Consider the following 26240-nt stretch of genomic DNA (forward strand, 5'->3'; position numbering starts at 1 on the left):
ACGCAAGGCATAAAAAAGCCCGGCGTTAAGCCGGGCAAAACGTTACCAAATGCACACATTTAAGCGATATTGACTTGCTGAATTTTTTTCTCACGGCGGATTTTGCGCTCTTCCATCACGGCGACCATCGCCATCAGGCAGATACAGCCGATCGCGGCGGCGTCCAGCGCAGCGAAGGTACCCGCCCAACCGGTCAGACCAAAAACGGGGGTGCCGTCGGCAATCATGCCCAGACCCAGCTTGGCAAAGCTATCGCCGATAAGATAAGCGAAGGTTCCCTTGATACCGTCCGCAGCGCCGATGGCTTTTTTCGGTACGAAACCGACAGCCGCCACGCCAATTAACAGCTGCGGCCCAAACACCAGGAAACCGAGCGCGAACAGCGAGGCCAGATAGACATACTGGTTGCTGGCGTGCTGGTAGACGCCGAGGGTGGCGATGATTAACGCCAGCGCCACACAGGCTACCAGCGCACGACGACCGTTCGCCAGGTCAGAGAGCCAGCCCCACAGCAACGTGCCGACCAGCGCGCCCACTTCAAACAAGGTAAAGCCCTGAATCGCCACCTCTTTAGAAAGTTTCAGTTCCTGGAAGGCGTAGACGGTTGACCACTGGTCGATACCAATACGCACCACATACAGGAAGATATTGGAGAAACACAGCAGCCAGATCACTTTGTTTTTCAACACATATTCAACAAAGATCTGCCACTTGGTCATTTCGTTTTCTTCAGTCTCTTTATCCTCTTCGCTGATCTCTTCGCCGAACAGTTCTTCAGCTTTGCCCAGACCGTAAGACTCCGGGGAGTCGCTGCCAAAACGCAGACCGATAAAGCCAACAATCAGCGCGATAATCGACGGGAAGATAAACATGCCGATGACGTGACCGTCGAACAGGTAGTTGGCGCCGAACAGCGCCACGCCTGCCGCGCCCGCGCCGCCGAGGTTGTGGGAGATATTCCAGAAGCCGAGAAAGGTGCCGCGTTTACGACGCGGAGTCCATTTGGTGATGGTCGAGTAGCTGCACGATCCGCCGGTACTCTGGAAGAAACCGCTCAGGGCATAGAAAGCGATCATCAGAAACAGACTGGTTGACCCCGCGCCCATGCTGGCGCTGAAGCCGAGCATACAGATAGCGGAGAGGATCAACATAAACGGTAGAAACTGCTTGGTATTTTTACCGTCAGCGTAGTAGGAAACCAGCGTTTTCCCCACGCCGTAGGTGATCGAGAAGCCCAGGCCAATCATCCCCAGCTCGGTCATGCTCAACCCGTAGGTAGAGATCATGTCGTTCTGCGCGATGTTAAAGTTTTTGCGGATCAGGTACATGGTCAGGTAGCCGATAAAAACCACCAGATAGGACTGCATGAACGGCTTGAACCACATTTTACGCCGCACATCGAGCGGCAGATCCAGGGTCGGCTTGCGCACCTGGTTTAAGAAGGCCAGCATGGATTACTCCTGAGCTAATTTTTATACCTGCGAATGGCAGGCATTGTAAAAATCCACAGGAAAAGGGGCCTGCGACAGCGTCCAGGCAAAACCGGGAAAATTTCTTAGTTTTGCCCCATTCAGCGCAAAAAGGTGAGGTGCATCACGCTTCGTGGGTCTCGCGCGGGGCCTGAGCGTTCAGAAATGGCAGCAGCAATAGCGCGGAGATCCCCGCCGCGATGGCGATGACCGCAAAAAAACCGGTCCAGTGCCAGATCTCCAGCACTTTCGCTAACGGCCAGCCGGAAAGCGACGCGCCGAGATAGGCGAACAGGCCGACAAAGCCGGTGGCCGCGCCCGCCGCCTCTTTATGCGAGCACTCCGCCGCCGCCATGCCAATGAGCATCTGCGGGCCGAAGACAAAGAAACCGGTGGTGAAGAAACAGGCCGCCTGCATGACGTAGCTGGCGAACGGCATCAGCCACAGCGAACCCACAGAGAGCAAAATCCCGGCAGCGAAGATTAAATTCATCGGTCCGCGGTTACCGTTGAAGAGTTTGTCCGAGCCCCAGCCCGCCACCAGCGCGCCGATAAATCCACCCAGTTCAAACATCGATACTGCCGTGTTGGCCGTGACCAAATCCACGCCCAGCGTCTCGGACATATACAGGTTGCCCCAGTCGTTGATCGCCGCGCGCACCACGTACACTAAGACATAACACAGCGAAAGCAGCCAGATATAGGGATTCAACAGCACATATTTAGCGAGGATTTCTTTGCGACTTAGCCCCGCGCCCTCTTGCTGTTGGGCGACCTCCAGCGCATCGTGCCGCCAGTCGCCTACCGGCGGTAAACCAATCGCCTGCGGACGGTCGCGCAGCCGCCAGCAGAGGACCATGCCCACCCCGATGGCAAGCAATCCGGCCACCATCATTCCGACGCGCCAGCCATAATGCAGGGCGACAGCGGCCATAACGAGAGGGATCAGCGCCCCGCCGACATTATGCGCGGTGTTCCATAACGCCCACCAGCCGCCGCGCTCGGTACGCGAGTACCAGGCGGTCAGCAAACGGGCGCAAACCGGCGATCCAAACCCCTGGAAAAAGGCGTTCAATGCCCATAGCAGCGCAAAGGCCCACAGCGAGGTCGAGAAGCCGAACAGAATATTCACTACGCCGGTCGCAATCAGCCCGATGCCCATAAAATAGCGAGCGTTAGAGCGATCGCTAACGATGCCGGAGACAAATTTCGACACCCCGTAGGTGATGTAAAACAGCGTCGCCAGCAGGCCGATATCGCTGCGACTCAGTATGCCGCTGGCAAGGATTTCCGGCGCGGCGGCGTTAAAGCTTTTACGGGTGAAATAGAACAGCGCGTAACCCAACCAAATGGTGATCAGGATATGCCGCCGCCAGTAGCGATAGCGGGCATCAACCTCGTGCTTATCGGTGATGAGCGGCGCGTTGGCCGGGGCTTTTAAAAACGAAAGCATTATCCTTCCTTAAACGTAACGCTGGGGCAACGAGACGCTCACCCGCGTACCGTGGGTACAAGAGATGGTTAGCGTCCCGCCGAGCGCCGACACGCGTTCGCGCATTCCGGTCAGGCCGAAGCCCTGCTGCTGAGAGCCCGGCGGCAGGCCGCTGCCGTCATCCTCAATCACCAGCATCAGCCGCTCATCCTGCTGCCAGCCCTGGAGCGTCACCGCGCTGGCATTGGCATGTTTTACGATGTTATTCAGCCCTTCCTGACAGACGCGAAACAGCGTCACGCGCTGACTTTCACTCAGCGCCGTTTCGTCAATTCGCCAGTCGAGGTGACTGACAATACCGCGGCTTTCCAGCTCCATTTCGCGCAGCAACGAACGGATGGCCTGCGCCAGCGTTAAGTCGTCTAGCTGGCGCGGGCGCAAGCGCCCCAGCAGGCGACGCACGGCGTCATACACACCCAGCGAAAGCTGCTCGATAAGTTGCCCGCTCTGCTTCACGCCGCCGTTATCCGCCGCCAGTCGTTGCACAATGCCCGCCTGGGTACGAATCGCGGTGATGGTCTGTCCGATGTCATCGTGCAGCTCACGCGCAACATCGCGCCGCACGCTCTCTTCGGTCTCCAGAAGACGCTCCGCCAGCCGATGGTTGCGCGCCAGCTCCTTTTGCAACGACTGGTTCAGCTCGCGCAGACGCTGAATGCCCGCGCCAAGCAGTAGCCCGGTCAGGCTTTGCGCCAACAGCGAAAGTAATAAATCGACGGGATGATCGTGCCAGGTCTGGCTGGCGATCAGCGCGATAGCGTTCATCAGTGTGGCAATGAGCGCGCCCTGCCAGCCATAATGCCAGGCGAGCGCGATAATCGGCAACGCCAGGCAGAACGGCGTGAAGCGCGAAAGTTCAGCAGGTAAACCCAGTTGCAGCCACAGACTGACGATAAACAGCAGCAGATACCAGATCAGATGCCGCCCGCGCCAGTTTACCGGCTGCGACACCAGCGATGGTCCCAGCGGCAGCCAGGTAGTGCTGGTGAGATAGTGCCAGAAAACCAGGCAGATGGGGGCCAGCGTCAGACCACCCGTGAGGGTCAGCAGTAGCGCGTTCCATGCCGCTTCCCCCTGCCCCAGCCAGGGCAGGGATTGCAGTAGTGCCGCGGCGGTGAGGGCCGCGCCCTGAAGCAATAACGTGCGCCAGTCGCGCTGATGGCGGTAACGCGAAGTCAGCGCCGCGGGCAGTAGCGTCAACACACCACCGATCATCAAAAGCGGCAGATGGGCCAGCGCAACTTCCTGCGCCAACCAGTACACCAGCAGCCACTCCGCGCCCAGCAATACTGGCCAGTATCCGCGCGGACATTGCAGCATAAGTCCCAGGCGCAGGCCGAAGGGAAAGAGTAGCGCCGCCAGCTCCGGGCGCTCTACCAGATGCAGGCTGATACTCCACAGGCAGAACCACGCGGCGGAGAAGATAAAAAAGCAGGCAACAACGGTGATTAAACGGGAAAAAAAGGTGTTCATTACCAACCGTCAAACATGCGATGCGCCAGTTCAACGTCATTGCTGACGCCTAATTTTTCCAGCAGATTCGCGCGATGGACATGCACCGTTTTTGGCGACAGCCCCAGCTCGGCGGCAATCTCTTTTACCGCCATACCCTGGGCGAGTTTTTCCGCCACCTGACGCTCGCGTTTGGTCAGCGGATCTTGCCGACCCGCCGCCAGTTTCACGGCAATATCGGGGGTCAAATAGCAGCCGCCCGTCGCCACCGTATGCACCGCGGCGATCAGTTCATCCGGACTACAGCGTTTAGAGAGGAAACCGCGCGCGCCGGCGTTCAACGCCTGTTCCACCAGCGCCGGGCTATCGTGAACCGAGAGCATGATCGTCGCCATCCCTTTTGGCAGTTGGCTTAGCAGCTCCAGTCCGGAAATATCCGGCATCGAGATATCGCAGATACACACCTGTACGCCGCGCCCCGGTAAACCTGCCAACGCTTCGCGCCCGGAACCAAACTCAGCGACCACCTGCAAATCAGGTTCCAGCCCCAGTAGCTGTGCAAAGCCGGAGCGGACGATAAGGTGGTCGTCGATAAGGGCAACGGTGATCATGGGTTCTGTCCTGATGGATAAAAAAAACGCGCTTACCTTAACGATAAGCGCGCGGCTGTTCAAGCCTTGAGCGGTCAGACAATGCCTGTCGTGACGGTGAACGTCCGGGTTTGCTGCGGTTCCAGTTGAAGCAAGGTTCCATTTCGCTGCGCCGCGAGAAAACCTTCAGGCCGACAGGTCGCGGGCAGGGCAAAGGCGGCAACCTGCTGATCGCCGTTATAAAGAATCCAGCGGGTCACGTAATTCAGCTCCGCGCTGGCGAAACGTGTCACGAACGTAGTGCCATCCGGGGCGATCATACTGAATTCCGGGGTATCCGTGTACCTGTCCAGTTCATCGGCGAAGAACACGATTTCCGGGTCGTAAAAGCCAGGCTCGTTGAGCGTTGCCAGCGAGGCTTCACCCTGCAAAAGTCGTTGATTAAACGCCAGCCACTGCGCCGTGGGTTTGACATGCGCCGGCACCGACTCGCGTAGCTTCAGCGCGGTATCCGGGATATTCTGACGGAACGTGGCGTTCGGCACATAGGCATAGTTCATGTGGCACATGTACTGTAGCGGCATGGCGACTGAAGCCAGGTTAGTCACTGTCATCTGAATATCAAACAGCGCGTTTGCTTTACGCATTACCACCGCAGGTTGCGCCTGATAATGATGACCGAACCCCATCACATACTCGTAGCGCCCGGTCACGCGCAGACTGTCGCCCTCTAACTCCAGCCAGGCGTCGTCCATGGCAGCGCAGGGCATCTCGCCGTGCAGCGGATGTGTATCTTCCGGCGACGGGCAGCCATTCGCCAATAGTCCGGAATGGAAAGCAAAGCAACCATACGTTGCCACTACTTCCGCAGCCGGCTTCGGCTGGCGGAACATGTTGCGCATAGTCAGATCATGACCGTCAAACTGCGCGTCCCAAATCATCTGCCCCATCCAGGGCAGAATCACCAGATGACCGCGGCTGTTTTGTATTTTCAGTCCTTCCACGCCGCTGGCGTAACGAAACGCCGTAACCGTAAAATCATCATTTTCCAGCAAGATACGCGGCTGCTCGCTAAAAAGCTCCCGCCATAATGTAATACGTGTTGTCATGGTTGATCTCCTCAGGACGCGGCGACTTCAGCCAGGTTGCCGCGCACTTTGCTTTCGCGCCAGAAGTAAACGCCAACGTAAACAAAGCACAGCATGGAAACCAGGAATGAGAGCTGTAGCGAGTGGAACATGTCCGCCACATAACCCTGAATCGCAGGAACCACCGCCGCGCCGACAATCGCCATCACGATGACCGCCCCCGCCATTTCGGTATGTTCGTTATCGACGGTATCGAGCGTTCCGGCATAAATGGTCGCCCAGCAGGGGCCAAACAGAACACTGACCAGCACCGCCACGTATACCGCGCTAAAGCTGGGCGCCAGCGCCACATAGGCCAGGAACAGCGCGCCGATCACAGAGTAAAGGATCAGGACTTTTTCCGGGTTAAAGCGTGTCATCAGAATGTTGGCGATAAACTTGCCGATAAAAAAGCAGGCGAAGCTGTAGACCATAAAGGTTGAGGCATCGCGCTCATTGATATCGCCTAACTCCAGCGCCAGACGGATAGTGAACGACCAGACCGCCACCTGCATTCCCACATACAGGAACTGCGCCACAATACCGCGACGGAAACGGGCGTTGCTGGCGAGATAGCGTAACGTATCCAGCGCCGAGGGGCGTTTATGACTCGCGGTTTGCGCGACTTTACAGGTCGGGAAACGCGTCAGCAGGAACAGTACCATCACCACTACCAGAACCATAATCATGTACTTATAGGGTTCCAGAGTGTTTTCCAGCATCAGCACCTTGAAGTTGTGGACCTGCTCGGCATTCATGCCCGCCATCTGTTTTTCCAGGCTTTCCCCTTCGGAAAAGACCAGATATTTACCCAATAAAATGCCTGCCGCCGCGCCGATCGGATAAAAGGTCTGGCTGATATTCAGCCGCAGCGTGGCGTAGGCTTTCGGCCCGATCATCGAACTGTAGGTATTCGCCGCCGTTTCCAGGAAACTCAGGCCAATCGCAATGGCGAAAATCGCCGCGAGGAACATGGTGTAGGTCGCCATGTGCGACGCTGGGAAAAAGAGCGTACAGCCGACAATGTATAGCGTCAGGCCGATAAGTATCGCCACTTTATAACTGGTTTTTTTAATGACCAGCGAGGCCGGAATAGCAATTAAAAAATAACCGCCATAAAAGGCGCTTTGTACTAATGCCGAAGCAAAGTTGCTCAACGAAAATACACTTTTAAATTGCGTAATCAGAATATCATTTAACGCGGCTGCGCATCCCCATAATGGGAATAAACAGGATAACAAAATAAACTGGAACAGAGGTGTCTTATTCAGATACCCGTCGGGCATCTGAACGATGTTTTTATCGTTCATAGTGCTACCTTTAACAGTGCAGGGTGATTGTTATTCGTTCAACGAAAGATACTCATTAAATTGCTCAATACTTGGATAAGAGGATTGGGTGCCTTTCCCGGTGACGCTGAAAGCGGCAAAGAGGACGGCTTTTTTCATGGCGGCTTCCACATCCCCGCTCTGGACGTAGTAATGCGCGAAACAGCCGATAAAGGCATCGCCCGCGCCACTGGTATCAACAGCGTTCACTCTAAACGCCGGAACATGGACTTCCTGGTCACGCGTCATCCACAGCGCGCCTTTCTCACCCATGGTGACGATAATATTGTTTAGCCCTTTATCTACCAGCGAACGTGCCGCTGCGCGAATATGGTCATAGGTATCCACTGGCATACCGGTTAATATTTCCAGCTCGGTTTCATTGGGTACAAAGAAATCGCATTTACAGGCATAAGACATATCTAATTCCCGTAATGCTGGCGCAGGGTTTAATAACACTTCAATCCCGTGTTTCTTGCCAAATTCTATTGCGTGATAAACCGTTTCAAGCTGAACTTCCAGTTGCAGAACAATAAGCTGGCATTTTTTTAAATCTTCCGCTGCGCGATCGATATCTTCCGGCGAGAGAAACTTGTTGGCGCCTTTGATGATCAGAATGCTGTTGCTGGAGTTGGCGTTGACGAAAATCGGCGCTACGCCGCTGCTGGTACACGGTACTTTTTCTACATACGTCGTATTGATCCCCCAGGATTCGAGATTACGAATGGTGTTGTCGGCAAAAATATCGTCGCCCACCTTGGTCAACATCAATACTTTTGAATTGAGCTTAGCGGCCGCCACGGCCTGGTTCGCCCCTTTTCCGCCGCAGCCGATTTTAAACGCCGGCGCTTCCAGAGTTTCCCCTTCTTTAGGCATCTGGTTGGTGTAGGTGATAAGGTCCACCATGTTAGAGCCAATAACCGCGATATCCATTTTACTCCCTCTCAGAAATCGTCATACGACAATGATATTAAAATAACATTATCATGTTACTTCCGTATCATTTGTGACTATGATCGCGATTAGAGGATCATTTTGCCATTTACTTCGTGAACAATCCCTGGCGGAACATACGCGCATTAAATCATTTTTAGGGTTACAATTTACTGAAAATTAACTATTTATTGTTATAAAACGCGAATAAACCCACTTTTATTTCCTGACGGCCGGACGTATAGTAGTGCCACACTGTAATGTTCTCAGAAACACATAAATGTTACTGATGGAACATAACAACATGATTTGCGGAGAGGGTGAATGGAGACCAAGCAAAAAGAACGTATCCGACGCTTGATGGAGTTACTGAAAAAGACCGATCGAATCCATCTGAAAGACGCCGCGCGGATGCTGGAAGTTTCGGTGATGACCATTCGCCGCGATCTCAGCCAGGATGATGACCCTTTACCGCTGACGCTGCTCGGCGGCTATATCGTCATGGTAAATAAGCCTACGTCTTCAACCAATATGCCGCTGCCGGCGAAAAAGACGCATCATCGGGACGACCTTCCCGTTGCGATCCTGGCCGCCGGCCTGGTGCGTGAAAACGATCTGGTTTTTTTTGATAACGGTCCGGAAATGCCATTAGTTATCAGCATGATACCGGATGATATTACCTTTACCGGGATTTGCTACTCACATCGGGTATTTATCGCGCTGAATGAAAAGCCTAATGCCACGGCGATTTTGTGCGGCGGCACCTATCGGGCCAAGAGCGATGCCTTTTATGATGCCAATAATCCTTCGGCGCTGGATTCGCTCAATCCGCGCAAAGTGTTTATTTCCGCCAGCGGCGTACATGAACATTTTGGCGTGAGCTGGTTTAACCCGGATGATCTTGCCGCCAAACGTAAAGCGATGGAGCGCGGTCTGCGCAAAATTTTGCTGGCGCGTCACGCCCTGTTTGATGAGGTCGCGCCTGCCAGCATTGGTCCGCTTTCTGCCTTTGATGTCCTGATTAGCGATCGCCCATTACCGACAGATTATGCCGTTCACTGTCGGAATGGTTCCGTCAAAGTCATCACGCCTGATTCGGAAAGTGAATAACTTACTCAAAAAAGACGGCAATTTTATTGAACATGGTGGGATCGGACTGGTTTCGTACCACCTTCGCCACGTCTTCCAGTTTATCGATCTGACTGATCATCTGTTCAAGCCGCTGATCGTCATTGACCAGAAGCCAGATGCGGCTCTGATCGCTACCCTGAATCGGTAAACAGAGAATACCCTCAACGTTGAAAGCGCGTCGGGCGAACAGCCCGCAGACGTGGGTCATCACGCCAGGATGGTTGCGAACGGTCAGCTCCAGAATAACGTTATCATGTGATTGTTTCTGCATGGCTTATTCCCCCACCATCTCTGTATTTGCCGCGCCCGGCGGCACCATCGGATATACTTTTTCTTCTGCATCAATGCGCACATGGATCAACGCCGGTCCAGGACGACGAATGATAGCCTGCAACGCCGCCTGCGGATCGGCTTCGTTATTCAAATCACAGGTGTCCAGACCAAACCCGGCGGCAATCTGCATAAAGTTGATGCTTCCCGGATAGGTTGCCGCAAAAACGCCCTGTTTATAGAACAGACTCTGTTGCTGATGTACCAGTCCCAGCGCGTCGTTATTCATCAGGATAATTTTCACATCCAACTGGTTTTCACTGGCGGTAGCCATCTCCTGAATATTCATCATCAAACTACCGTCGCCGGAAAAACACAGCACCTTGTTGCCCGGATTCGCCAGCGCCGCGCCAATCGCCGCGGGCAGACCAAACCCCATGGTGCCCAGCCCGCCGGAAGTCAGCCACTGACGCGGACGGTTGAGCGGATAAGCCTGCGCGGTCCACATCTGATGCTGACCTACGTCAGTGGTAATAATCGCGTTGTCGTCCACACAGGCGGCGACCGCATTAATCAGCCCATAGTGACTAAGCGGGTTATTTTCCTGGGGAATACTGCAAGGGAATTCTTGCTGCAAGTCCGCCACCAACTGATGCCATGCTTCCCGCGGCTGTGCCTCGATATGGGGAATTAACTGTGCCAGTACATCATCGACATCCGCCTGAATAGCCACATGCGGCTGCTTGATTTTGCCTAACTCGGCGCGATCGATATCCACATGGATGATTTTGGCGTTCGGACAAAACTGCTCCGTTTTGCCAATCGCCCGGTCATCAAAACGCGCGCCCAGGACAATCAGTAAATCGGCCTCTTGCAGAATAAAATTGGTACTGCGCGCGCCGTGCATCCCCAGCATTCCTAACGACAGCGGATGCGCCTTAGGCAGCATTCCCAGCGCCATTAAGGTCATTGTCGTCGGCAGTTGCGCTTTTTCCGCCAGTTCGCGCACGCGTGTCGGCGCATTGATCACGCCGCCGCCCAGATACAGCACCGGACGCTTCGCCGCGTTAATCATTGCGGCGGCCTCGCGGATACTCTCCGCGCTAAACTCCGGCGGGGGTGATTTTTCCGCCGGCGACGGCAACGCATCCAGCTCAATTGTCGCCGTCTGCACATCTTTAGGAACGTCTATCCACACCGGGCCAGGACGCCCCGACTGCGCCAGACGAAAAGCATCGCTCATCACCTGAGGCAGCTCATTGATATTTCTGACCAGATAGTTGTGCTTGGTGATGGGGATAGAGATACCGTAGGTATCCACTTCCTGAAACGCGTCAGTACCGATCATGGACGCCGGAACTTGCCCGGTAATGCAGATTAACGGAATGGAATCCAGGCGCGCATCGGCAATGGCCGTGACCAGATTGGTCGCGCCCGGCCCGCTACAGGCCATACAAACAGCAGGTTTACCCTCCGTCCGCGCCATCCCCTGCGCAATAAACCCCGCGCCTTGTTCATGGCGCGCCAGAATATGACGGATTTGCGTGCTTTGGCTTAACGCGTCGTAAACGGGGAGGATCGAACCGCCGGGAATGCCGGTGACGATACGAATCCCCTGGCGCTCCAGAAAATGAACAATAAATTCCGCGCCCGTAAAGCGCTGAGGTGTAGATGTTGTGCCCGAACTTGCCATGCTCCATTCCTTTTATTCTGAGCCGACGTTCCGGGAAGGTGTCTTAAACAAAAAACCCCGCCCGGTTTGCGCCGGCGGGGTTTTGGAATCGTGTGTGTTCCGGACCCTACGGCGCATTGCCGACGACCACCACCACACGCACGACGACCACTGCGCGAGATGGCGCAGTTGTTAGTAGGGTCGCGTTCAGCATGGAAGGGTTCATTAGGGGCCTTGTCTGTTTGTTATTAACACGTTTTATACAAGCACAGCGCTTTCAGCATGACAACGGAAAAATTTTCATCTGCACAAAAATGCGTCATCGATCACATTTTTCTACGAATTTACACGCTTTGAGTATAGGCGTGATAAGCGTAGCGCCCTCCGGTAATCGCCGGGATTGATGATCACGCGTTTCACAATGCCTGAAAACAAAAAACCTCGCCGAAGCGAGGTTCTTACAGCGTAATGCGGGTGGTAGCCGCGAAGCACACTGTGTTATGTCAACAGCAGAAGTATACGCGTTCTGTGCAGAACGCGCAATTTCGGCGCGAATTTTGATGAATTTGAGTATGGATCAGAAGCTCCGTTCTGTCCATAAATTACTGTTCATTTATACAGTACTTAACTATAATGTCTTTGACACAATGTGTTATGCGGGGGCCGCATCGTAAACCGGCGCAACGAAGTCCTGGCTGAAACGGGTGGTGCCGTCAGCGCCTTAACCCCCTCGTGAGCACACTGTGTTATGTCAACACGCACACTATTCCTCGCAAAAGGGATCGCGTGCGCAACAGCTGACAACAGGCAGCGGAAAGGTACGTCGGCTGGCAGTGCTCCTTAACCACAGGAGACGCGTATGAGCGTAGTGGATATCACCATTCTTATCCTGAAACTCATTGTTGCAGCACTGCAACTGCTTGATGCTGTTCTGAAATACCTTAAGTAATTCAGATTCAAGCCGCACCGAAGGGGAGCGGGCAACCGCTCCCCTTTCACCTTATCCGCTGGTCTTTCGCTTCCCGGGTATGTTACGTTTTTATGACACCCTCAACGACGCCTGACGCTATGACCCTTTCCGTTTTCTGCATTTTGCTGTTCGCCGCGCTGCTACATGCCAGCTGGAACGCCATTGTCAAAGCGGGAAACGATAAGCTCTACGCCGCGATCGGCGTCAGCGGTTCCGCGGCGGTCATGGCATTGATCCTTTTGCCCTTCTCGCCGCAGCCAGCTCATGACAGTATCCCTTTTTTAGCGGCCTCTACCGCGCTCCAGGTGGTGTATACCGTCCTGGTCGCGAAAACCTATCAGGTCTCGGACATGAGCCAGACCTATCCTCTTATGCGCGGCACCGCGCCGCTGCTGGTGGCGCTCATTAGCGTTCTGTTTCTTGGCGACAGTCTGTCGTCGCTAGCCTGGGTCGGCATCGCAGTGATCTGCATGGCGATACTTGGGATGGCCTGTAATGGCCGCGCCAGCTCTCAACGTGGTGTCGTGCTGGCATTAACTAACGCCTGTTTTATTGCCGGATATACGCTGGTGGACGGGACCGGCGTAAGACTCTCAGAAACGGCGCTGGGCTATACGCTATGGTCATTTTTTCTCAACGGCGCCTGCCTGTTAACCTGGGCGATGATTGCGCGGCGGCGGGAAGCGTCGCGTTATCTGGCGCAACAGTGGAAAAAAGGCATTTTTGGCGGGATTGGCACTATGGGATCTTATGGGCTGGCGCTATGGGCCATGACCCAGGCGCCGCTGGCGGTGGTCGCCGCGCTGCGTGAGACGTCGATTTTATTCGGCGCGCTGATAGCCTGGCTGTTGCTTAAAGAGAAAGTGGCCGGGCTACGTCTGGTGGCGGCGGGCGGGATTGCCCTCGGGGCGATTTTACTCCGTCTGTCATGATTGCCCAATAACAGCCGCAGACGTAACACATTCTCGGCAACATTTGTTGCCGCTTTTGTTTACATATCCTGCCGTTCCTTCGTCTGCCATTGCTGGTTGCTGTCTGGCCTTCTTTTTCTGGTGTGATAGATTCCTCTCGCATTTATGGGAATGCGCAGCAAGTTATTCTTATTTTTTCTTTTTTTGAAAAGTAATCAGCGAAATGAAAAGGCAGAGAAACGTCAATTTGTTGTTGATGTTGGTGTTACTGGTGGCCGTAGGGCAGATGGCGCAAACCATTTATATTCCCGCCATCGCCGATATGGCACAAGCGCTAAACGTCCGGGAAGGCGCCGTCCAGAGCGTAATGGCTGCTTACCTCCTGACCTACGGCGTCTCGCAACTGTTTTACGGCCCGCTTTCCGACCGGGTTGGTCGCCGCCCCGTAATCCTCGTCGGCATGTCTATTTTTATGGTAGCGACCCTGTTCGCCATGACCACGCATAGTTTGACGGTGTTGATTGCCGCCAGCGCCATGCAAGGGATGGGAACCGGCGTTGGCGGAGTAATGGCGAGAACGCTCCCGCGCGATCTGTATGAAGGAACGCAACTTCGTCACGCCAATAGCCTGTTAAATATGGGGATTCTGGTCAGCCCGCTGTTAGCGCCGCTGATTGGCGGTCTGCTGGACACCCTGTGGAACTGGCGCGCGTGTTACGCTTTCCTGCTGGTGCTTTGCGCTGGCGTCACCTTCAGCATGGCGCGCTGGATGCCGGAAACCCGCCCCGCCGGCGCGCCGCGCACACGGCTGATCGCCAGCTATAAAACGCTGTTTGGCAACGGCGCATTTAACTGTTACCTGCTGATGCTAATCGGCGGGCTGGCTGGCATTGCGGTCTTTGAAGCCTGTTCCGGCGTGCTGATGGGAGCAGTATTAGGTCTCAGCAGTATGGTGGTAAGCATTCTGTTTATTCTGCCGATTCCGGCGGCGTTCTTCGGCGCCTGGTTTGCCGGACGCCCGAATAAACGCTTCTCAGCCCTGATGTGGCAGTCAGTTATTTGCTGTCTGCTGGCAGGCCTTATGATGTGGATTCCCGGCTGGTTTGGCGTGATGAACGTCTGGACGCTACTCATCCCCGCTGCGCTGTTTTTCTTCGGCGCCGGGATGTTATTTCCACTGGCCACCAGCGGCGCGATGGAGCCGTTTCCGTTCCTCGCAGGCACCGCTGGCGCGCTGGTCGGCGGGCTGCAAAATATTGGTTCCGGCGTACTGGCGTGGCTTTCGGCAATGCTGCCGCAAACCGGTCAGAGCAGTCTGGGATTGCTGATGACCCTTATGGGATTGCTGATCCTGGCGTGCTGGCTGCCGCTGGCGTCACGGATATCGCATCAGGGACAGACGGTTTAACATTCCCCTCGCCCGGCTTTTTGCCGGGCGTTTCACATTCCGGCGCGATCATCGCATTGAGCAGGGACTCCTGCGCCGGACGCCACGCTCCTTCTTCGCCGTCATAAAACTGAGTGTCCGCGTTTATCGCATACGGAATATGCGCTTTTTTCAGCTCGCAGGCCATAAAACGGGCAAACGCGAACTGTGAAGCGACCGGCGTGATTTTTATCGACTCTCCCGGCGCCCATCCTCCCACCCAGCTTGCATGGCCGGTCTTATGCTGCCAGCGAACCGCAGCGTTAATCCGTGCCCGAATCGCCGCTTTTTCCGCCGCCGTGCCTGACGTCCACGGATATTTACCGCCGCTTTTCAGGGGTCCCCACGGGAAGATGTGCCACTCCGCCAGTACATAGTTCTGGCTTTGCGCCGGCAGTTTAAGCGCCGACAAATCCTCCGGCGCGGCGCGCATGCGGGGGGCAACGAAAATCATCCGCTGTGGGTCAATGGCGTGAATCAGGCGGATGGTTTTGTCATATACGCGATTCAGCGACGCCATATTATGATTAAGTTTGTCGGCAGGCTCATAAATGAGATCGAACCCCAGAAGCGGGGATGTCTGACCAAAATAGCGCGCGACCACGCTCCACCAGTTGATCAGCTCCTTTTCATGGCTGGCGCTGGGATCGGTTTTATACGCATCCGCCTGATAGGCAATAATGGGTATGACGCCATAGTATTCGCAGGCCTCTACCAGCTTACGCAAATGGATGAGGCGCGCTTCCGTCGGCGCGCCTGCCACACGGATACGGACATGCGTTAACCCTTTTGCCTTAAAATCCCGCACGACCAGCGGATCAAACTCGCGGATACCCCGTTCCGTTCGCGCCCAGTCAACATCCATCCCAACACCAAGCTGCTGCGCATAGCGCGCCGCCGTCAAAGGCATCGGTTTCGCATAGACGACCGCGCTGGTCAGCATGAGAGAGGCAATAAGCGGTTTAAACACGACGCCCCCTAAAATTTTTACCACGGTGATAGCACGTATTTAGCATATTCTCTCCCGGCAGGTGTAGCGGCAAAGCGTAATAAATCTTCACACCTGTTCCTGCAACCAGCGAATAAATGCCTCGATTTTCGGCCACTGCCTGCCAGGCAGAGTGGTGACATAATAATGCTGATGACATTTCAGCCTCATGTCACCAAAAGGCGCAATCAGTTCACCGCTGTCGAGACGCTTTTGCACCAGCCGTTTACGTCCCATCGCCACGCCAATGTGGTTCATCGCGGCAATCACCGCTAAATCAGAACGATCGAAGCCAATGCCGGATGAATCCGGCAAATTTACTGCAAAATGCTGCGCCCAACTGTGCCACTCATCGGTACCCGAATCGTTACTCCACGCCTGTCTGTCGTGTAAGAGCGTACAGTGCCGCAGGTTATTCAGGTTGCCCTGCAAGGCGAAACGACGGGCGTAATCCGGGCTGCAAACGGGCAAAATCGCCTCATCCATTAAAAAATGGTGCGTGAGCTGCGCCGACGGCGCATCGTCAAAATAGATAGCCAGGTCAATGCCGGCACGCTGTAGGTTAACGTTATCGTTGCCGGTCAGCATAGTGAGAGAAATTGACGGATAGCGACGGGTAAAGTCCCCCAGCGCGGGCACCAGCCAGCACTGGGCGATAGAGGGGCGTGAATACACGGTCAACGTGCCGGACAGTTCCTGATTTTTGATATCGAGGATTTCCTGATTCAACGTATCCAGCGACGATTTCAGCGCCCAGAATACCCGTTTGCCTTCATGGGTAAGCTCCACTTTACGGTGAGAGCGGACAAATAGCTGGATTCCCAACTCGGCTTCCAGTTGATTGATACGATGACTTACCGCACTGGGGCTTAACGACAGCTCATCTGCCGCCAGAGCAAAGGACTGGTGTCTGGCCGCGACTTCAAAAGTATAGAGTTTGGATAACTGCCAGCCGTTGAGTAAGCGGTTTCGGGTATCGCGAAGGGGTTCCATGGCAACCTCAGTCATCTTTTAATTTCCCGAAGTGTAAAAAAACACGCTGAAAAAATCCGCACATAGATGAAGCAAAATGAACCATATCGCAAAATAAAGGCAATATTAGATGGAAATCACATAGTTGATTCAATTTACATCATGTGAATGGCAAATTATATCGTTTGTCAAGGGGTGCTGTTTTTCTGTCCAATAAGAACAGATTAATCACAGGGTAGGTGAGATATGCACGCTCAAATCTGGGTAGTGAGCACGCTGCTGATCAGCATCGTGTTAATCGTATTGACCATCGTGAAGTTTAAATTCCACCCCTTCCTGGCGTTACTGCTCGCCAGTTTCTTTGTCGGCGCGATGATGGGCATGGGGCCGCTGGAGATGGTCACGGCGATAGAAAACGGAATAGGCGGTACGCTCGGTTTTCTGGCCGCCGTTATCGGTCTTGGCACCATCCTCGGCAAAATGATGGAGGTTTCCGGCGCGGCGGAACGCATCGGGCTTACGCTCCAGCGCTGTCGCTGGCTCTCTGCTGACGTGATCATGGTACTGGTGGGGCTGATTTGCGGTATCACGTTGTTCGTGGAAGTGGGCGTCGTGTTGCTCATCCCACTGGCGTTTTCTATCGCTAAAAAGACCCATACCTCGCTGCTGAAGCTGGCCATTCCGCTGTGTACCGCGCTGATGGCCGTCCATTGCGTGGTACCGCCGCATCCTGCTGCGCTGTTTGTCGCAAATAAACTGGGGGCGGATATCGGCTCGGTGATTGTCTACGGTCTGCTGGTCGGACTGATGGCATCATTGGTCGGCGGTCCGCTGTTCTTAAAGTTTCTGGGTAATCGTCTGCCGTTCAAGCCCGTACCGACAGAGTTTGCGGATCTTGAAGTGCGCGCCGAAAACACCCTGCCGTCGCTGGGCGCAACGCTGTTTACCGTTCTGCTGCCGATTGGCCTGATGCTGGTGAAAACCGTCGCTGAACTGAATATGGCGAAAGACGGCACGTTGTATACGCTGCTGGAGTTTATCGGTAATCCGATCACCGCGATGTTTATCGCTGTCTTTGTAGCGTATTACATACTCGGTCTGCGCCAGCATATGGGTATGAGCACGCTACTTACCCACACCGAAAACGGCTTTGGCGCCATTGCGAACATCCTGCTGATTATCGGCGCGGGCGGCGCGTTCAACGCCATTCTCAAAAGTAGCGGGCTGGCGGACACGCTGGCGGTGATCCTCTCAAATATGCATATGCACCCGATTCTGCTGGCATGGCTGGTAGCGCTGATTCTGCACGCGGCGGTCGGCTCTGCGACGGTGGCGATGATGGGCGCCACGGCGATTGTTGCGCCCATGCTGCCGCTCTATCCTGACGTCAGCCCGGAGATCATTGCGATTGCCATTGGTTCCGGCGCCATTGGCTGCACGATCGTGACCGATTCCCTGTTCTGGCTGGTCAAGCAGTATTGCGGCGCTACGCTGAATGAAACGTTTAAATACTATACGACGGCCACGTTTATCGCATCTGTCGTTGCACTGGCTGGCACATTCCTGCTTTCCTTTATCATCTGATCGTAAAGAGACGTACTATGGAAAACATACAAAAGCTCATCGCCCGGTATCCTTTGGTCGAGGATCTGGTCGCCCTCAAAGAAACCACCTGGTTTAACCCGGGCGCCACCTCTCTTGCACAAGGTCTACCGTATGTCGGCCTGACGGAGCAGGACGTAAACGCCGCCCATGACCGTCTGGCGCGCTTTGCGCCGTATCTGGCGAAAGCGTTTCCGCAAACCGCTGCCGCTGGCGGCATGATCGAATCTGACGTGGTCGCTATTCCGGCCATGCAAAAGCGGCTGGAAAAAGAGTATGGGCAAACGATCGACGGTGAAATGCTGTTAAAAAAAGACAGTCACCTGGCAATCTCTGGTTCCATTAAAGCGCGCGGCGGCATCTACGAGGTGCTAACGCAAGCGGAAAAACTGGCGCTGGAGGCGGGTCTGTTAACCACCGACGATGACTATAGCGTGTTGCTTTCGCCGGAATTTAAACAATTCTTCAGCCAGTACAGTATCGCCGTCGGTTCAACCGGCAATCTGGGGCTATCGATCGGTATCATGAGCGCCTGCATCGGTTTTAAAGTGACGGTACATATGTCTGCCGACGCCCGCGCCTGGAAAAAAGCGAAGCTGCGTAGCCACGGCGTGACGGTCGTGGAATACGAGGATGATTACGGCGTGGCGGTTGAGCAGGGCCGTAAAGCAGCACAATCCGATCCAAACTGTTTCTTTATCGACGATGAAAACTCTCGCACGCTATTTCTGGGCTATGCGGTAGCGGGTCAGCGTCTGAAAGCGCAATTCGCGCAGCAGGGACGCGTCGTTGACGCCAGCCGCCCACTGTTTGTTTATCTACCGTGCGGCGTTGGCGGCGGCCCTGGCGGCGTCGCCTTTGGCCTGAAACTGGCGTTTGGCGACAACGTCCACTGTTTCTTTGCCGAACCGACCCATTCACCCTGCATGTTACTCGGCGTTTATACCGGTCTGCACGATGCCATCTCAGTACAAGATATCGGTATTGATAACCTGACGGCGGCTGACGGCCTGGCGGTAGGTCGCGCTTCGGGCTTTGTTGGTCGGGCAATGGAGCGTCTGCTTGACGGCCTTTATACCTTAGACGATCAAACAATGTACGACATGCTGGGCTGGCTGGCGCAGGAGGAAGGAATTCGACTGGAGCCATCAGCTCTGGCGGGGATGGCCGGGCCACAGCGCATTTGCGCCTCCGTCGCGTATCAGCAAAGACATGGATTCAGTCAGACGCAGCTCGGCAACGCGACGCATCTGGTATGGGCAACCGGGGGCGGCATGGTGCCGGAGGATGAAATGGAACAATACCTGGCAAAAGGACGCTAATACTCGCTCAGTGCCGGAAAGACGGCAGCACCATCCGGCACGCCATCGCCTGATGGCGCTACGCTTATCAGGCCTGTGACGTTAACGCAGCATCGCCATCAACTCCTCCGGCGAGCGATGCTGCTTCAGTAAATCCCGCATCACCCGCATATGCGGCGAGGAGTAGTTAAAAAAGGTCTGGTAGCCCTCGCAAAGCTGATTTTTCCCCTGGCTATCCCGATGCTCAGGGCATCCGCCGCCGCAAAATCGTAATAAAGAGCACTTCTGACATTCAGCGCTTAGCGGCGCCATGTCCGGCGCTTCAGCGCCATTCCTGCCGCCGCACCACTGCTGTAGCGTCTCATCAAAAAGGCGGACCGAGATACGCTGAATATCTTCACGTACCCAAATATCAAATACGCTATTTAAAAACCGCCCCCAGTCTGCTGAACACAATGAATCCTCGGTCAACATTCCGTTCCGGTCATGTTCCAACAATGGGATAAAATGGACATTGCGAATGCCGAGCCGTTGTAAGTTACGGTACAGTTGCTGAGGGCGCTGGCTATTCTGGCGATTTACGACGACCTGAATCTGGTCATCACTCACGACAATGTCCTGACGTCCTGTCATATAAAATTCCCGATAAATGCAATAAGTTGGCGAATATGGGTAACAGCAAACAGGATTGCGAGCGACAACACCGCGAGGGAGATCAAAAATTTGTCACGCACGACATGAGTTTCGGAAAAATCGCTATGCGCGACATCCATCAAATTACGACTCAGGGTATAACGCCAAAGAATCACCGCCACTATCGCCAGAACGCTGATCGACACCCAGAACAAGAACCCCGCCTGATGCCAGTGGTGCCTGACGGCTAACGCCATTAACGCCCCGTATCCCAGCAGCGTGCGAAACCAGGCCAGCGACGTACGCTCCGGTTGCAGTCCCGGATCGTTCTGCCGACGGGCTTTACGACTATCCGGCATACAGTACCAGCCCCATCACTATCACCGCGACAATCATCAAAATAACGCTGATGATCAACAGGCTATGGGTATAGGGCAAATCCTCTTTCAGACGCATCGCTTTTTCATTACGTAACCAGCGTAGATAGCCATAAATCGCCAGGCCGCCCGCAAACAGACACAACAGTAGCGCCAGCAGTTCACGGATCACCGGCGTGGCAAAATCCGGGGCGAGCTGATCAAGACCGACGCCTGCCGCCAGAAATCCCAGCGAGGTGCGAATCCACGCCAGAAAGGTGCGCTCATTTGCCAGTGAGAAGCGATAATCCGGCGCTTCTCCGAGGCGGGAAATCTTCATGACGACTCCTTTTACGTTCTTATGTATTCCCGTTCGTTTTCAGAATACCACTCACGTTGTTGCTGATATGCTTCACATTATCCCGCAGCAAGGGAATCTTATTGCAAAATAACTGTAGTTCACTGGTGACGCGTTTCGGCGCAACCGCGCTCATTCCCGCTATTTTTTCATTTCAGTTACGACCTTTTTCAACGCCACCGCCAGGAAAGGCATTATTGCCGAATTAAAAGCTGAAAAACCACCCGTCGCGACGAAAAAAAAGGCGAAGAAGATTGATAACTAACTGAAAAAAATTGGAATTATGCTCGTTGCCATTACGCTGATTAGCGCGTTCATTGAGGAAGGAGATAAGAAGAAGAGCAGAAGTGTGACCGGTGCGGCGCGCGTTATCCAGCCTGGATTTAACACAGTGCATAGGCCGGATAAGCAACGCGCCATCAGGCGCTAACCCATTCCCCAAAAAATCACCGCCAGCAGTTGTGGCGTGATAATACGCAGGAACATCACTAACGGATAGACGGTCGCGTAAGAGAGCGCCGCCGCGCCGCTGGTGGCATGAAGATTGTTGGCAAATGCCAGCGCTGGCGGATCGGTCATCGAACCGGCCAGCATCCCGCACAGCGTCAGATAGTTCATTTTGGCAAAAATCCGCGCCAGCAAACCGACGGTAATCAGCGGAATAGCGGTGATGAAAATACCGTAGCCAATCCAGCTTAATCCTTCGCCCTGCGTCAGCGTATCGACAAAATCGCCGCCGGATTTCAGCCCAACGACCGCCAGAAACAAAACGATGCCTAACTCACGCAGCGCGAGGTTGGCGCTCGGCGGCATAAACCAGTACAGCTTACCGATGCTGCCGATACGCCCCAAAATTAGCGCCATGATCAGCGGCCCGCCGGCTAGCCCCAGTTTTAACGCGACCGGGAATCCCGGCACAAACAACGGGATTGACCCAAGCAGAACCCCTAATCCGATGCCGATAAACACCGGCAGCATCTGCACCTGCTGGAGTTTTTGCTGCGCGTTGCCGACCACATTGGCTACCGCATCAATCGAGGCTGGACGCCCCACCAGATTGAGAATGTCGCCAAACTGCAGGCTAGCGTCACTACTGGCGACCAGCTCAACGCCCGCGCGGTTAAGGCGGGAGATAACCACGTCATAACGCTCTTTAAAGTGCAAATCGCGGATACGTTTGCCGAGCACTTTTTCGTTGGTGACGACCACACGCTCGACGCGTAAATCCGTGCCACGCGTCGACAACGAGGTGTCCACTTCCTTGCCGATCACCAGTTGCGCGTTATGCAGGTCGGTAGATTGGCCGACGAGGTGCAGCAGGTCGCCTGCCTGGATAATCGTCCCCGGCGACGGCACCATCAGCGTGTCGTCGCGTTTCAGGCGTGAGCAAATGATTTTATCGCTGTTCAGGATCGGCACATCCTGGATAGCCATATTATTGAGGTTCGGATTCTCGACACGGATATTCATTGTCTGAATTAATGAATGGCCGTTAGCGAGAGAGGATTCATGCTTCTGCGCCTCCGCCTCGACGTTAACGCGAAAAATCAGCCGCATCAGCCACATGGTGAGCAAAATACCGCAGATGCCAAACGGATACGCCATCGCATAGCTCATCCCCATCTGATCCACCAGATCCACTGGCGTTCCCAGATCGCGCAGGATTTGCTGACCCGCCCCTAACGCAGGCGTATTGGTGACTGCGCCGGAGAAAATCCCCAGCACCACCGGCAGCGGAATAGCGAAAATTTTATGCAGAATCGCGGTGACCAACCCGCCCATAATCACAATCAGAATGGCAAACAGATTCAGACGTAGCCCGGAAACACGCAGCGAGGCGAAAAACCCCGGCCCCACCTGTATGCCGATGGTATAAACAAAAAGGATCAGGCCGAATTCCTGGATAAAGTGCAGCATATCGCCGCTCAGCGTCACCCCAGCCTGATCGACGAAGTGGCCGACGATAATACCGCCGAACAGAACGCCGCCAATACCAAAGCCGACACCGCGCACTTTAATGTTGCCGATCCATAAACCGACAACCGCCACCAACGCCAGAACGCTGACCGTCAATGCGATATCACTCATCTTTTCTTCCCTGTGAGTAACATTTCAATTTATAGGGATTATGACTGAACCGTTAAGGCATATATACAGCATGGCGCACATTCTCATGTTACAAAACCGTCCTGACGTCGGCAGCGTCTTACCCTTTTTCGTGGCACAAAAAAGCCCCGCCATCTCTGGCGGGGCAAGGCAAGGAGCTCATTAGCTATTTAATGCGGAGCGTTCGTTAATGGCGATACGCTGCGGCGCAATGGTTTCCGGCTCGTTGCGGGTTAAATCAATATGCAGCAGGCCGTTGGTAAACGTCGCGCCGGAAACTTCCATATTTTCAGCCAGCGTAAAGCTCAGGCTAAAAGGCTGCATGACCAGGCCCTGATGTAACCATTTGGGCTCGTTTTCCGGCTGTTCCGGCGTGCCTTTCACCGTCAGGCGCGTGCCTTCCAGTTGAATATCCAGATCTTCCTGACGGAAACCGGCTAACGCTAAGGTAATGCGATAATGGTTATCGTCGCTTTTTTCGATGTTATAGGGCGGGAAGCTCTGGCTTTCGCCGCTGTTTTGCAGCGCATTGGCCAGCTTGTCAAAACCGATCCATTGACGCAGCAGTGGGGATAAATCGTAGTTACGCATAATCATTTCTCCTTCTAAGAAGCGAGTTTTTACCTTCACACTTTACGTGCGAATATGCTCCCTGACGGCGAGCATGGGATGACAGGCCGCGCAACGCGACCCGACGGAATCAGTTAATTTCGATACGGCGCGGTTTGTTCGCTTCCGGAATCACGCGCTCCAGTTCGATATACAGCAGCCCGTTGACCAGGTTTGCGCCGCGAACGTGAATGTTCTCCGCTAACTGGAACTTACGCTCAAAGTTACGCTCGGCAATGCCCTGATACAGGTAAGTACGTTCTTTCTGCTCGTCCGCATGAGCGCCTTTTACCACCAGTAAATTATCCTGGGCAGTAATCTCCAGTTCGCTTTCCGCGAAACCGGCAACGGCAATGGCGATGCGGTAGTGGTTTTCGTCTACCAACTCAACGTTGTACGGAGGGTAGCCGCCATTACTTTGGCTTTGGTTATTTTCAAGCAGGTTAAACAGACGGTCAAAACCAATGGCAGAACGGTACAGCGGGGATAAATCAAAGTTACGCATAATCATAAACTCCTGAAATCAGCGAGAATGTCAGACCTTCCATCATGGACAGGCCAGGATTGCCAGAACACCCATCAGGCGTGCCCTTCTATTCACTACGTCTTATAAATGGGTCTGAATACGTACTTTTCAAGTATTTTAATCCGACTTTTTTTTGCAGTTTATTGGCTATTGCATAGACTGGTTGGGACAGCACTGATTGTTAAAGTGCGATTACCGCCACAGTGCCACGTACTGGTGATGTTATTTTTAGCAACGGATCGCTATAACTCATCATGCAAATAACGACAACCAACAGATGAATGAGTGATGATAAAAAACGTGTGGTTAACGCTGATAATATGGAATGGGATGCTTTTATTAAGCGGTTGTTCAAGCGTCATGTCGCACACCGGCGGTAAAGAGGGTACTTATCCTGGCACGCGCGCCAGCGCTACGATGATCGGTAACGATGAGACAAACTGGGGCACAAAATCGTTGGCCATCCTGGATATGCCGTTTACCGCCGTGATGGATACGATCCTTCTGCCGTGGGACATCTTCCGCAAAGACAGTTCGGTAAGATCGCGCGTCGAGAAAAGCGAGGAGGAGACGAAAATGACCAATGCCGTCATCCCCCCGGCGAAGATGCCTCCTCCCTGATTTATCGCCCGGTTTCCGTCACCCATAGCTGACGGAACCCTTTCACCTCTTCCATCCATGCGACGTGTCGCCCATCCGGTGAAAAAACGACGGCGTCCGCAGACGGCGGGTTGTCGTGCCTGGCGGTTAAGAAGTCGATCCTCCCACTTTGTGCGTCGCAGCAGGCAATCCGATTTTCCAGCACCAGTCCCAGCCATTTACCCGACGGATGCCAGTTAAACGCTGACTGTACGCCGGTCGCATGATGCGTTAACTGCCGGGGCTCGCCTCCCTGCGGCGATATCAGCCACAGTTGCGCTACGCCGTTATCGTCCCGCATCAAAAAGGCGATCGCCGTCGCCTGCGGATTACTGCGGACCCAGTGGCGTGGTTCGTTAGTGAGTCCAGGATAAACACGCTGGTGAGTAAAGGTAAGACGCCGCTGAACTACGCCCAACGGCGGCGATGGCATCGTTGATTCGGTTCCCGTCAGCGGCGTGTCGCCTGCCTGTTTCCAGCCGTTTTCATGACACGGTAAATCGACAATAAACAGCTCCGGGACTTTTTTGCCCGTCAGCGACAGCGTATCGCCAATAAAGGCGATCTGGCGGTTGCCCACCCAGCCCTCTTCATAGGCGCGGTTAATTTCATCGCTGCCAGGTCTCGGCGCAGGCGTCGTGCGGCTAACCAGTACGCACCAGTAGCTACCGCTGTATTCGCGCGGATGCTGAACCGGCACCGTTACCGGCCCATACGGCACGGCCACGCCGACATTACGTAGATCCAGCGCCGGATCTCGCTCATGCAGAACGTGGTCATTATAGGTAAAACTCACCAGCTCGCCGTTCGGGCTAAACACATGGACGTGACTGCCGCCGCGCAGCGCGCCGGGAGTATACGGCGCAGTAATATCCATCGCATCGAGGTTAGTCACGCCCCTCGGCGTTGCAATAACGCCCCGACGGTGGTGGAAATCGTAATGCCACGTCTCATCAGGGTTTTCAGGGCCATGAATAAACACATAGTGATTGTCGGCAGGATGCACCGTCACCACACCGACATGCGCGCCCTGCACGGCGCGATAGATCACCTCCACGTCGCCGGTATGCACATTGACACGCTCAATAGTCTTGCCCGTAAATGACGCGCCTGAAGGCCGTACATCAAAGACCAGCCACTGGCTGTCAGGTGTCCAGGTATTGGTGTTGGTAAGCTGGTGGTGGCGCGGCGTAAAGGTGATTTGTTTCATGGGATGTCCTGATAAGAGACGATGCTCGTCATCATACTGCACACGGGCTTCACTTTCAGGCTTTAGCGTATCGTTGGGATAGCCAGGCCCGATGGCGCCACGCCACCGGGCCGTCAGGGTCTTATTTCTCCTGCGCCAGCCGGATACTGCGCTCTATCACCGCCCGCCG

General features: G+C 54.5%; 26 protein-coding genes, 1 pseudogene and 1 other annotated feature. Of the genes and pseudogenes, 8 read left to right on the plus strand and 19 right to left on the minus strand.

The window, feature by feature from the left end; all coding sequences use genetic code 11:
- Positions 1 to 59 precede the first annotated feature (59 nt).
- The 7 genes from uhpT to rbsK form a co-directional block, all read right to left on the minus strand.
- On the minus strand, positions 60 to 1451 hold the full coding sequence (gene uhpT, locus ACLJPQ_RS13595) for a hexose-6-phosphate:phosphate antiporter (protein ID WP_000879181.1): 1392 nt from the start codon (positions 1449 to 1451) through the stop codon (positions 60 to 62).
- 142 nt (positions 1452 to 1593) lie between these two features.
- The gene (locus ACLJPQ_RS13600; RefSeq protein ID WP_000948163.1) at positions 1594 to 2922 is read right to left on the minus strand and encodes an MFS transporter; all 1329 of its coding nucleotides are present in this window, start codon (positions 2920 to 2922) and stop codon (positions 1594 to 1596) included.
- A gap of 9 nt (positions 2923 to 2931) precedes the next feature.
- On the minus strand, positions 2932 to 4434 hold the full coding sequence (uhpB, locus tag ACLJPQ_RS13605) for a signal transduction histidine-protein kinase/phosphatase UhpB (RefSeq protein WP_080184944.1): 1503 nt from the start codon (positions 4432 to 4434) through the stop codon (positions 2932 to 2934).
- Positions 4434 to 5024 carry a transcriptional regulator UhpA gene (gene uhpA / locus ACLJPQ_RS13610; protein WP_000633672.1) on the minus strand — a complete coding sequence of 197 codons (591 nt, stop codon included), beginning with the start codon at positions 5022 to 5024 and terminating at the stop codon, positions 4434 to 4436. Before uhpA ends, uhpB begins: the two co-directional genes overlap by 1 nt.
- A 74-nt stretch (positions 5025 to 5098) precedes the next feature.
- Positions 5099 to 6112: an aldose 1-epimerase family protein gene (locus tag ACLJPQ_RS13615; protein ID WP_080184943.1), complete on the minus strand. Its 1014-nt coding sequence runs from the start codon at positions 6110 to 6112 to the stop codon at positions 5099 to 5101.
- 11 nt (positions 6113 to 6123) lie between these two features.
- Positions 6124 to 7440: an L-fucose:H+ symporter permease gene (gene fucP, locus ACLJPQ_RS13620; RefSeq protein WP_000998359.1), complete on the minus strand. Its 1317-nt coding sequence runs from the start codon at positions 7438 to 7440 to the stop codon at positions 6124 to 6126.
- 30 nt (positions 7441 to 7470) lie between these two features.
- A complete protein-coding gene (gene rbsK / locus ACLJPQ_RS13625) occupies positions 7471 to 8391 on the minus strand; it encodes a ribokinase (RefSeq protein ID WP_000350272.1) in 921 nt (306 codons plus the stop codon).
- A 324-nt stretch (positions 8392 to 8715) separates the two neighbouring features.
- On the opposite strand from rbsK, the gene ACLJPQ_RS13630 reads away from it, so the two are divergent.
- On the plus strand, positions 8716 to 9501 hold the full coding sequence (locus tag ACLJPQ_RS13630; protein WP_000448642.1) for a DeoR family transcriptional regulator: 786 nt from the start codon (positions 8716 to 8718) through the stop codon (positions 9499 to 9501).
- Between the two features lies 1 nt (position 9502).
- Here the strand turns inward: ACLJPQ_RS13630 and ilvN are convergent, their stop codons facing one another.
- From ilvN to ivbL, 3 genes are all read right to left on the minus strand, one after another.
- Positions 9503 to 9793 carry an acetolactate synthase small subunit gene (ilvN, locus tag ACLJPQ_RS13635; RefSeq protein ID WP_001171826.1) on the minus strand — a complete coding sequence of 97 codons (291 nt, stop codon included), beginning with the start codon at positions 9791 to 9793 and terminating at the stop codon, positions 9503 to 9505.
- Positions 9794 to 9796: 3 nt separating this feature from the next.
- Complete coding sequence (gene ilvB / locus ACLJPQ_RS13640) at positions 9797 to 11485, minus strand: acetolactate synthase large subunit (protein WP_000168439.1); 1689 nt, start codon at positions 11483 to 11485, stop codon at positions 9797 to 9799.
- A 106-nt stretch (positions 11486 to 11591) separates the two neighbouring features.
- Entirely contained in the window at positions 11592 to 11690 is a 99-nt protein-coding gene (gene ivbL / locus ACLJPQ_RS13645) for an ilvB operon leader peptide IvbL (protein ID WP_001541152.1), read from the minus strand.
- A 522-nt stretch (positions 11691 to 12212) separates the two neighbouring features.
- On the opposite strand from ivbL, the pseudogene ACLJPQ_RS13650 reads away from it, so the two are divergent.
- The 4 genes and pseudogenes from ACLJPQ_RS13650 (at position 12213) to emrD (ending at position 14753) form a co-directional block, all read left to right on the plus strand.
- Positions 12213 to 12327, plus strand: a pseudogene (locus ACLJPQ_RS13650) (hypothetical protein).
- Complete coding sequence (tisB, locus tag ACLJPQ_RS13655) at positions 12324 to 12413, plus strand: type I toxin-antitoxin system toxin TisB (RefSeq protein WP_000117642.1); 90 nt, start codon at positions 12324 to 12326, stop codon at positions 12411 to 12413. The pseudogene ACLJPQ_RS13650 and the gene tisB overlap by 4 nt, the downstream one beginning before the upstream one ends.
- A gap of 92 nt (positions 12414 to 12505) precedes the next feature.
- Entirely contained in the window at positions 12506 to 13366 is an 861-nt protein-coding gene (locus ACLJPQ_RS13660) for a DMT family transporter (RefSeq protein ID WP_011233204.1), read from the plus strand.
- Positions 13367 to 13568: 202 nt separating this feature from the next.
- Complete coding sequence (gene emrD / locus ACLJPQ_RS13665) at positions 13569 to 14753, plus strand: multidrug efflux MFS transporter EmrD (RefSeq protein WP_080184942.1); 1185 nt, start codon at positions 13569 to 13571, stop codon at positions 14751 to 14753.
- On the opposite strand, the gene ACLJPQ_RS13670 is transcribed toward emrD, so the two are convergent.
- Together ACLJPQ_RS13670 and dsdC are read right to left on the minus strand one after the other, a co-directional pair.
- Positions 14680 to 15765 (minus strand): cellulase family glycosylhydrolase, encoded by a 1086-nt coding sequence (locus ACLJPQ_RS13670; protein ID WP_000238922.1) that lies wholly within the window; start codon positions 15763 to 15765, stop codon positions 14680 to 14682. The genes emrD and ACLJPQ_RS13670 overlap by 74 nt on opposite strands.
- Before the next feature lie 63 nt (positions 15766 to 15828).
- Positions 15829 to 16752, minus strand: coding sequence for a DNA-binding transcriptional regulator DsdC (gene dsdC, locus ACLJPQ_RS13675; protein ID WP_039519859.1), 924 nt, complete (start codon positions 16750 to 16752; stop codon positions 15829 to 15831).
- Between the two features lie 225 nt (positions 16753 to 16977).
- Here dsdC and dsdX point away from each other — a divergent pair, with 225 nt between their 5' ends.
- Together dsdX and dsdA are read left to right on the plus strand one after the other, a co-directional pair.
- Positions 16978 to 18315: a D-serine transporter DsdX gene (dsdX, locus tag ACLJPQ_RS13680; protein WP_000543319.1), complete on the plus strand. Its 1338-nt coding sequence runs from the start codon at positions 16978 to 16980 to the stop codon at positions 18313 to 18315.
- 17 nt (positions 18316 to 18332) lie between these two features.
- Positions 18333 to 19655 carry a D-serine ammonia-lyase gene (gene dsdA, locus ACLJPQ_RS13685; RefSeq protein WP_080184941.1) on the plus strand — a complete coding sequence of 441 codons (1323 nt, stop codon included), beginning with the start codon at positions 18333 to 18335 and terminating at the stop codon, positions 19653 to 19655.
- An 81-nt stretch (positions 19656 to 19736) separates the two neighbouring features.
- Here the strand turns inward: dsdA and ACLJPQ_RS13690 are convergent, their stop codons facing one another.
- The 6 genes from ACLJPQ_RS13690 to ibpA all read right to left on the minus strand — a co-directional run bounded on the left by ACLJPQ_RS13690 (position 19737) and on the right by ibpA (position 24201).
- Complete coding sequence (locus ACLJPQ_RS13690) at positions 19737 to 20267, minus strand: radical SAM protein (protein WP_080110591.1); 531 nt, start codon at positions 20265 to 20267, stop codon at positions 19737 to 19739.
- Positions 20264 to 20626, minus strand: a complete 363-nt coding sequence (locus ACLJPQ_RS13695; protein ID WP_001113454.1) for a DUF202 domain-containing protein — start codon at positions 20624 to 20626, stop codon at positions 20264 to 20266. Before ACLJPQ_RS13695 ends, ACLJPQ_RS13690 begins: the two co-directional genes overlap by 4 nt.
- A complete protein-coding gene (locus ACLJPQ_RS13700) occupies positions 20616 to 20963 on the minus strand; it encodes a YidH family protein (RefSeq protein WP_000703964.1) in 348 nt (115 codons plus the stop codon). Before ACLJPQ_RS13700 ends, ACLJPQ_RS13695 begins: the two co-directional genes overlap by 11 nt.
- Positions 20964 to 21407: 444 nt before the next feature.
- On the minus strand, positions 21408 to 23069 hold the full coding sequence (locus tag ACLJPQ_RS13705; RefSeq protein WP_001279781.1) for a putative transporter: 1662 nt from the start codon (positions 23067 to 23069) through the stop codon (positions 21408 to 21410).
- A 180-nt stretch (positions 23070 to 23249) separates the two neighbouring features.
- On the minus strand, positions 23250 to 23678 hold the full coding sequence (gene ibpB, locus ACLJPQ_RS13710) for a small heat shock chaperone IbpB (protein ID WP_001246919.1): 429 nt from the start codon (positions 23676 to 23678) through the stop codon (positions 23250 to 23252).
- A gap of 109 nt (positions 23679 to 23787) precedes the next feature.
- Complete coding sequence (gene ibpA, locus ACLJPQ_RS13715) at positions 23788 to 24201, minus strand: small heat shock chaperone IbpA (RefSeq protein ID WP_001532742.1); 414 nt, start codon at positions 24199 to 24201, stop codon at positions 23788 to 23790.
- Positions 24195 to 24268 (minus strand) — a sequence feature (ROSE (Repression Of Heat Shock gene Expression) occurs in the 5'-region of heat shock genes and acts as an RNA thermometer to modulate expression.). It overlaps the preceding gene by 7 nt.
- Positions 24269 to 24510: 242 nt before the next feature.
- Between ibpA and ACLJPQ_RS13720 the strand changes: the two genes are divergently transcribed.
- A complete protein-coding gene (locus tag ACLJPQ_RS13720; RefSeq protein WP_001581211.1) occupies positions 24511 to 24843 on the plus strand; it encodes a YceK/YidQ family lipoprotein in 333 nt (110 codons plus the stop codon).
- A gap of 1 nt (position 24844) precedes the next feature.
- Here the strand turns inward: ACLJPQ_RS13720 and ACLJPQ_RS13725 are convergent, their stop codons facing one another.
- Entirely contained in the window at positions 24845 to 26071 is a 1227-nt protein-coding gene (locus tag ACLJPQ_RS13725) for a DUF3748 domain-containing protein (RefSeq protein WP_080184940.1), read from the minus strand.
- Between the last annotated feature and the right edge of the window lie 169 nt (positions 26072 to 26240).

Source organism: Salmonella sp. SAL04213 (assembly GCF_046550535.1).
GTDB lineage: Bacteria > Pseudomonadota > Gammaproteobacteria > Enterobacterales > Enterobacteriaceae > Salmonella > Salmonella enterica.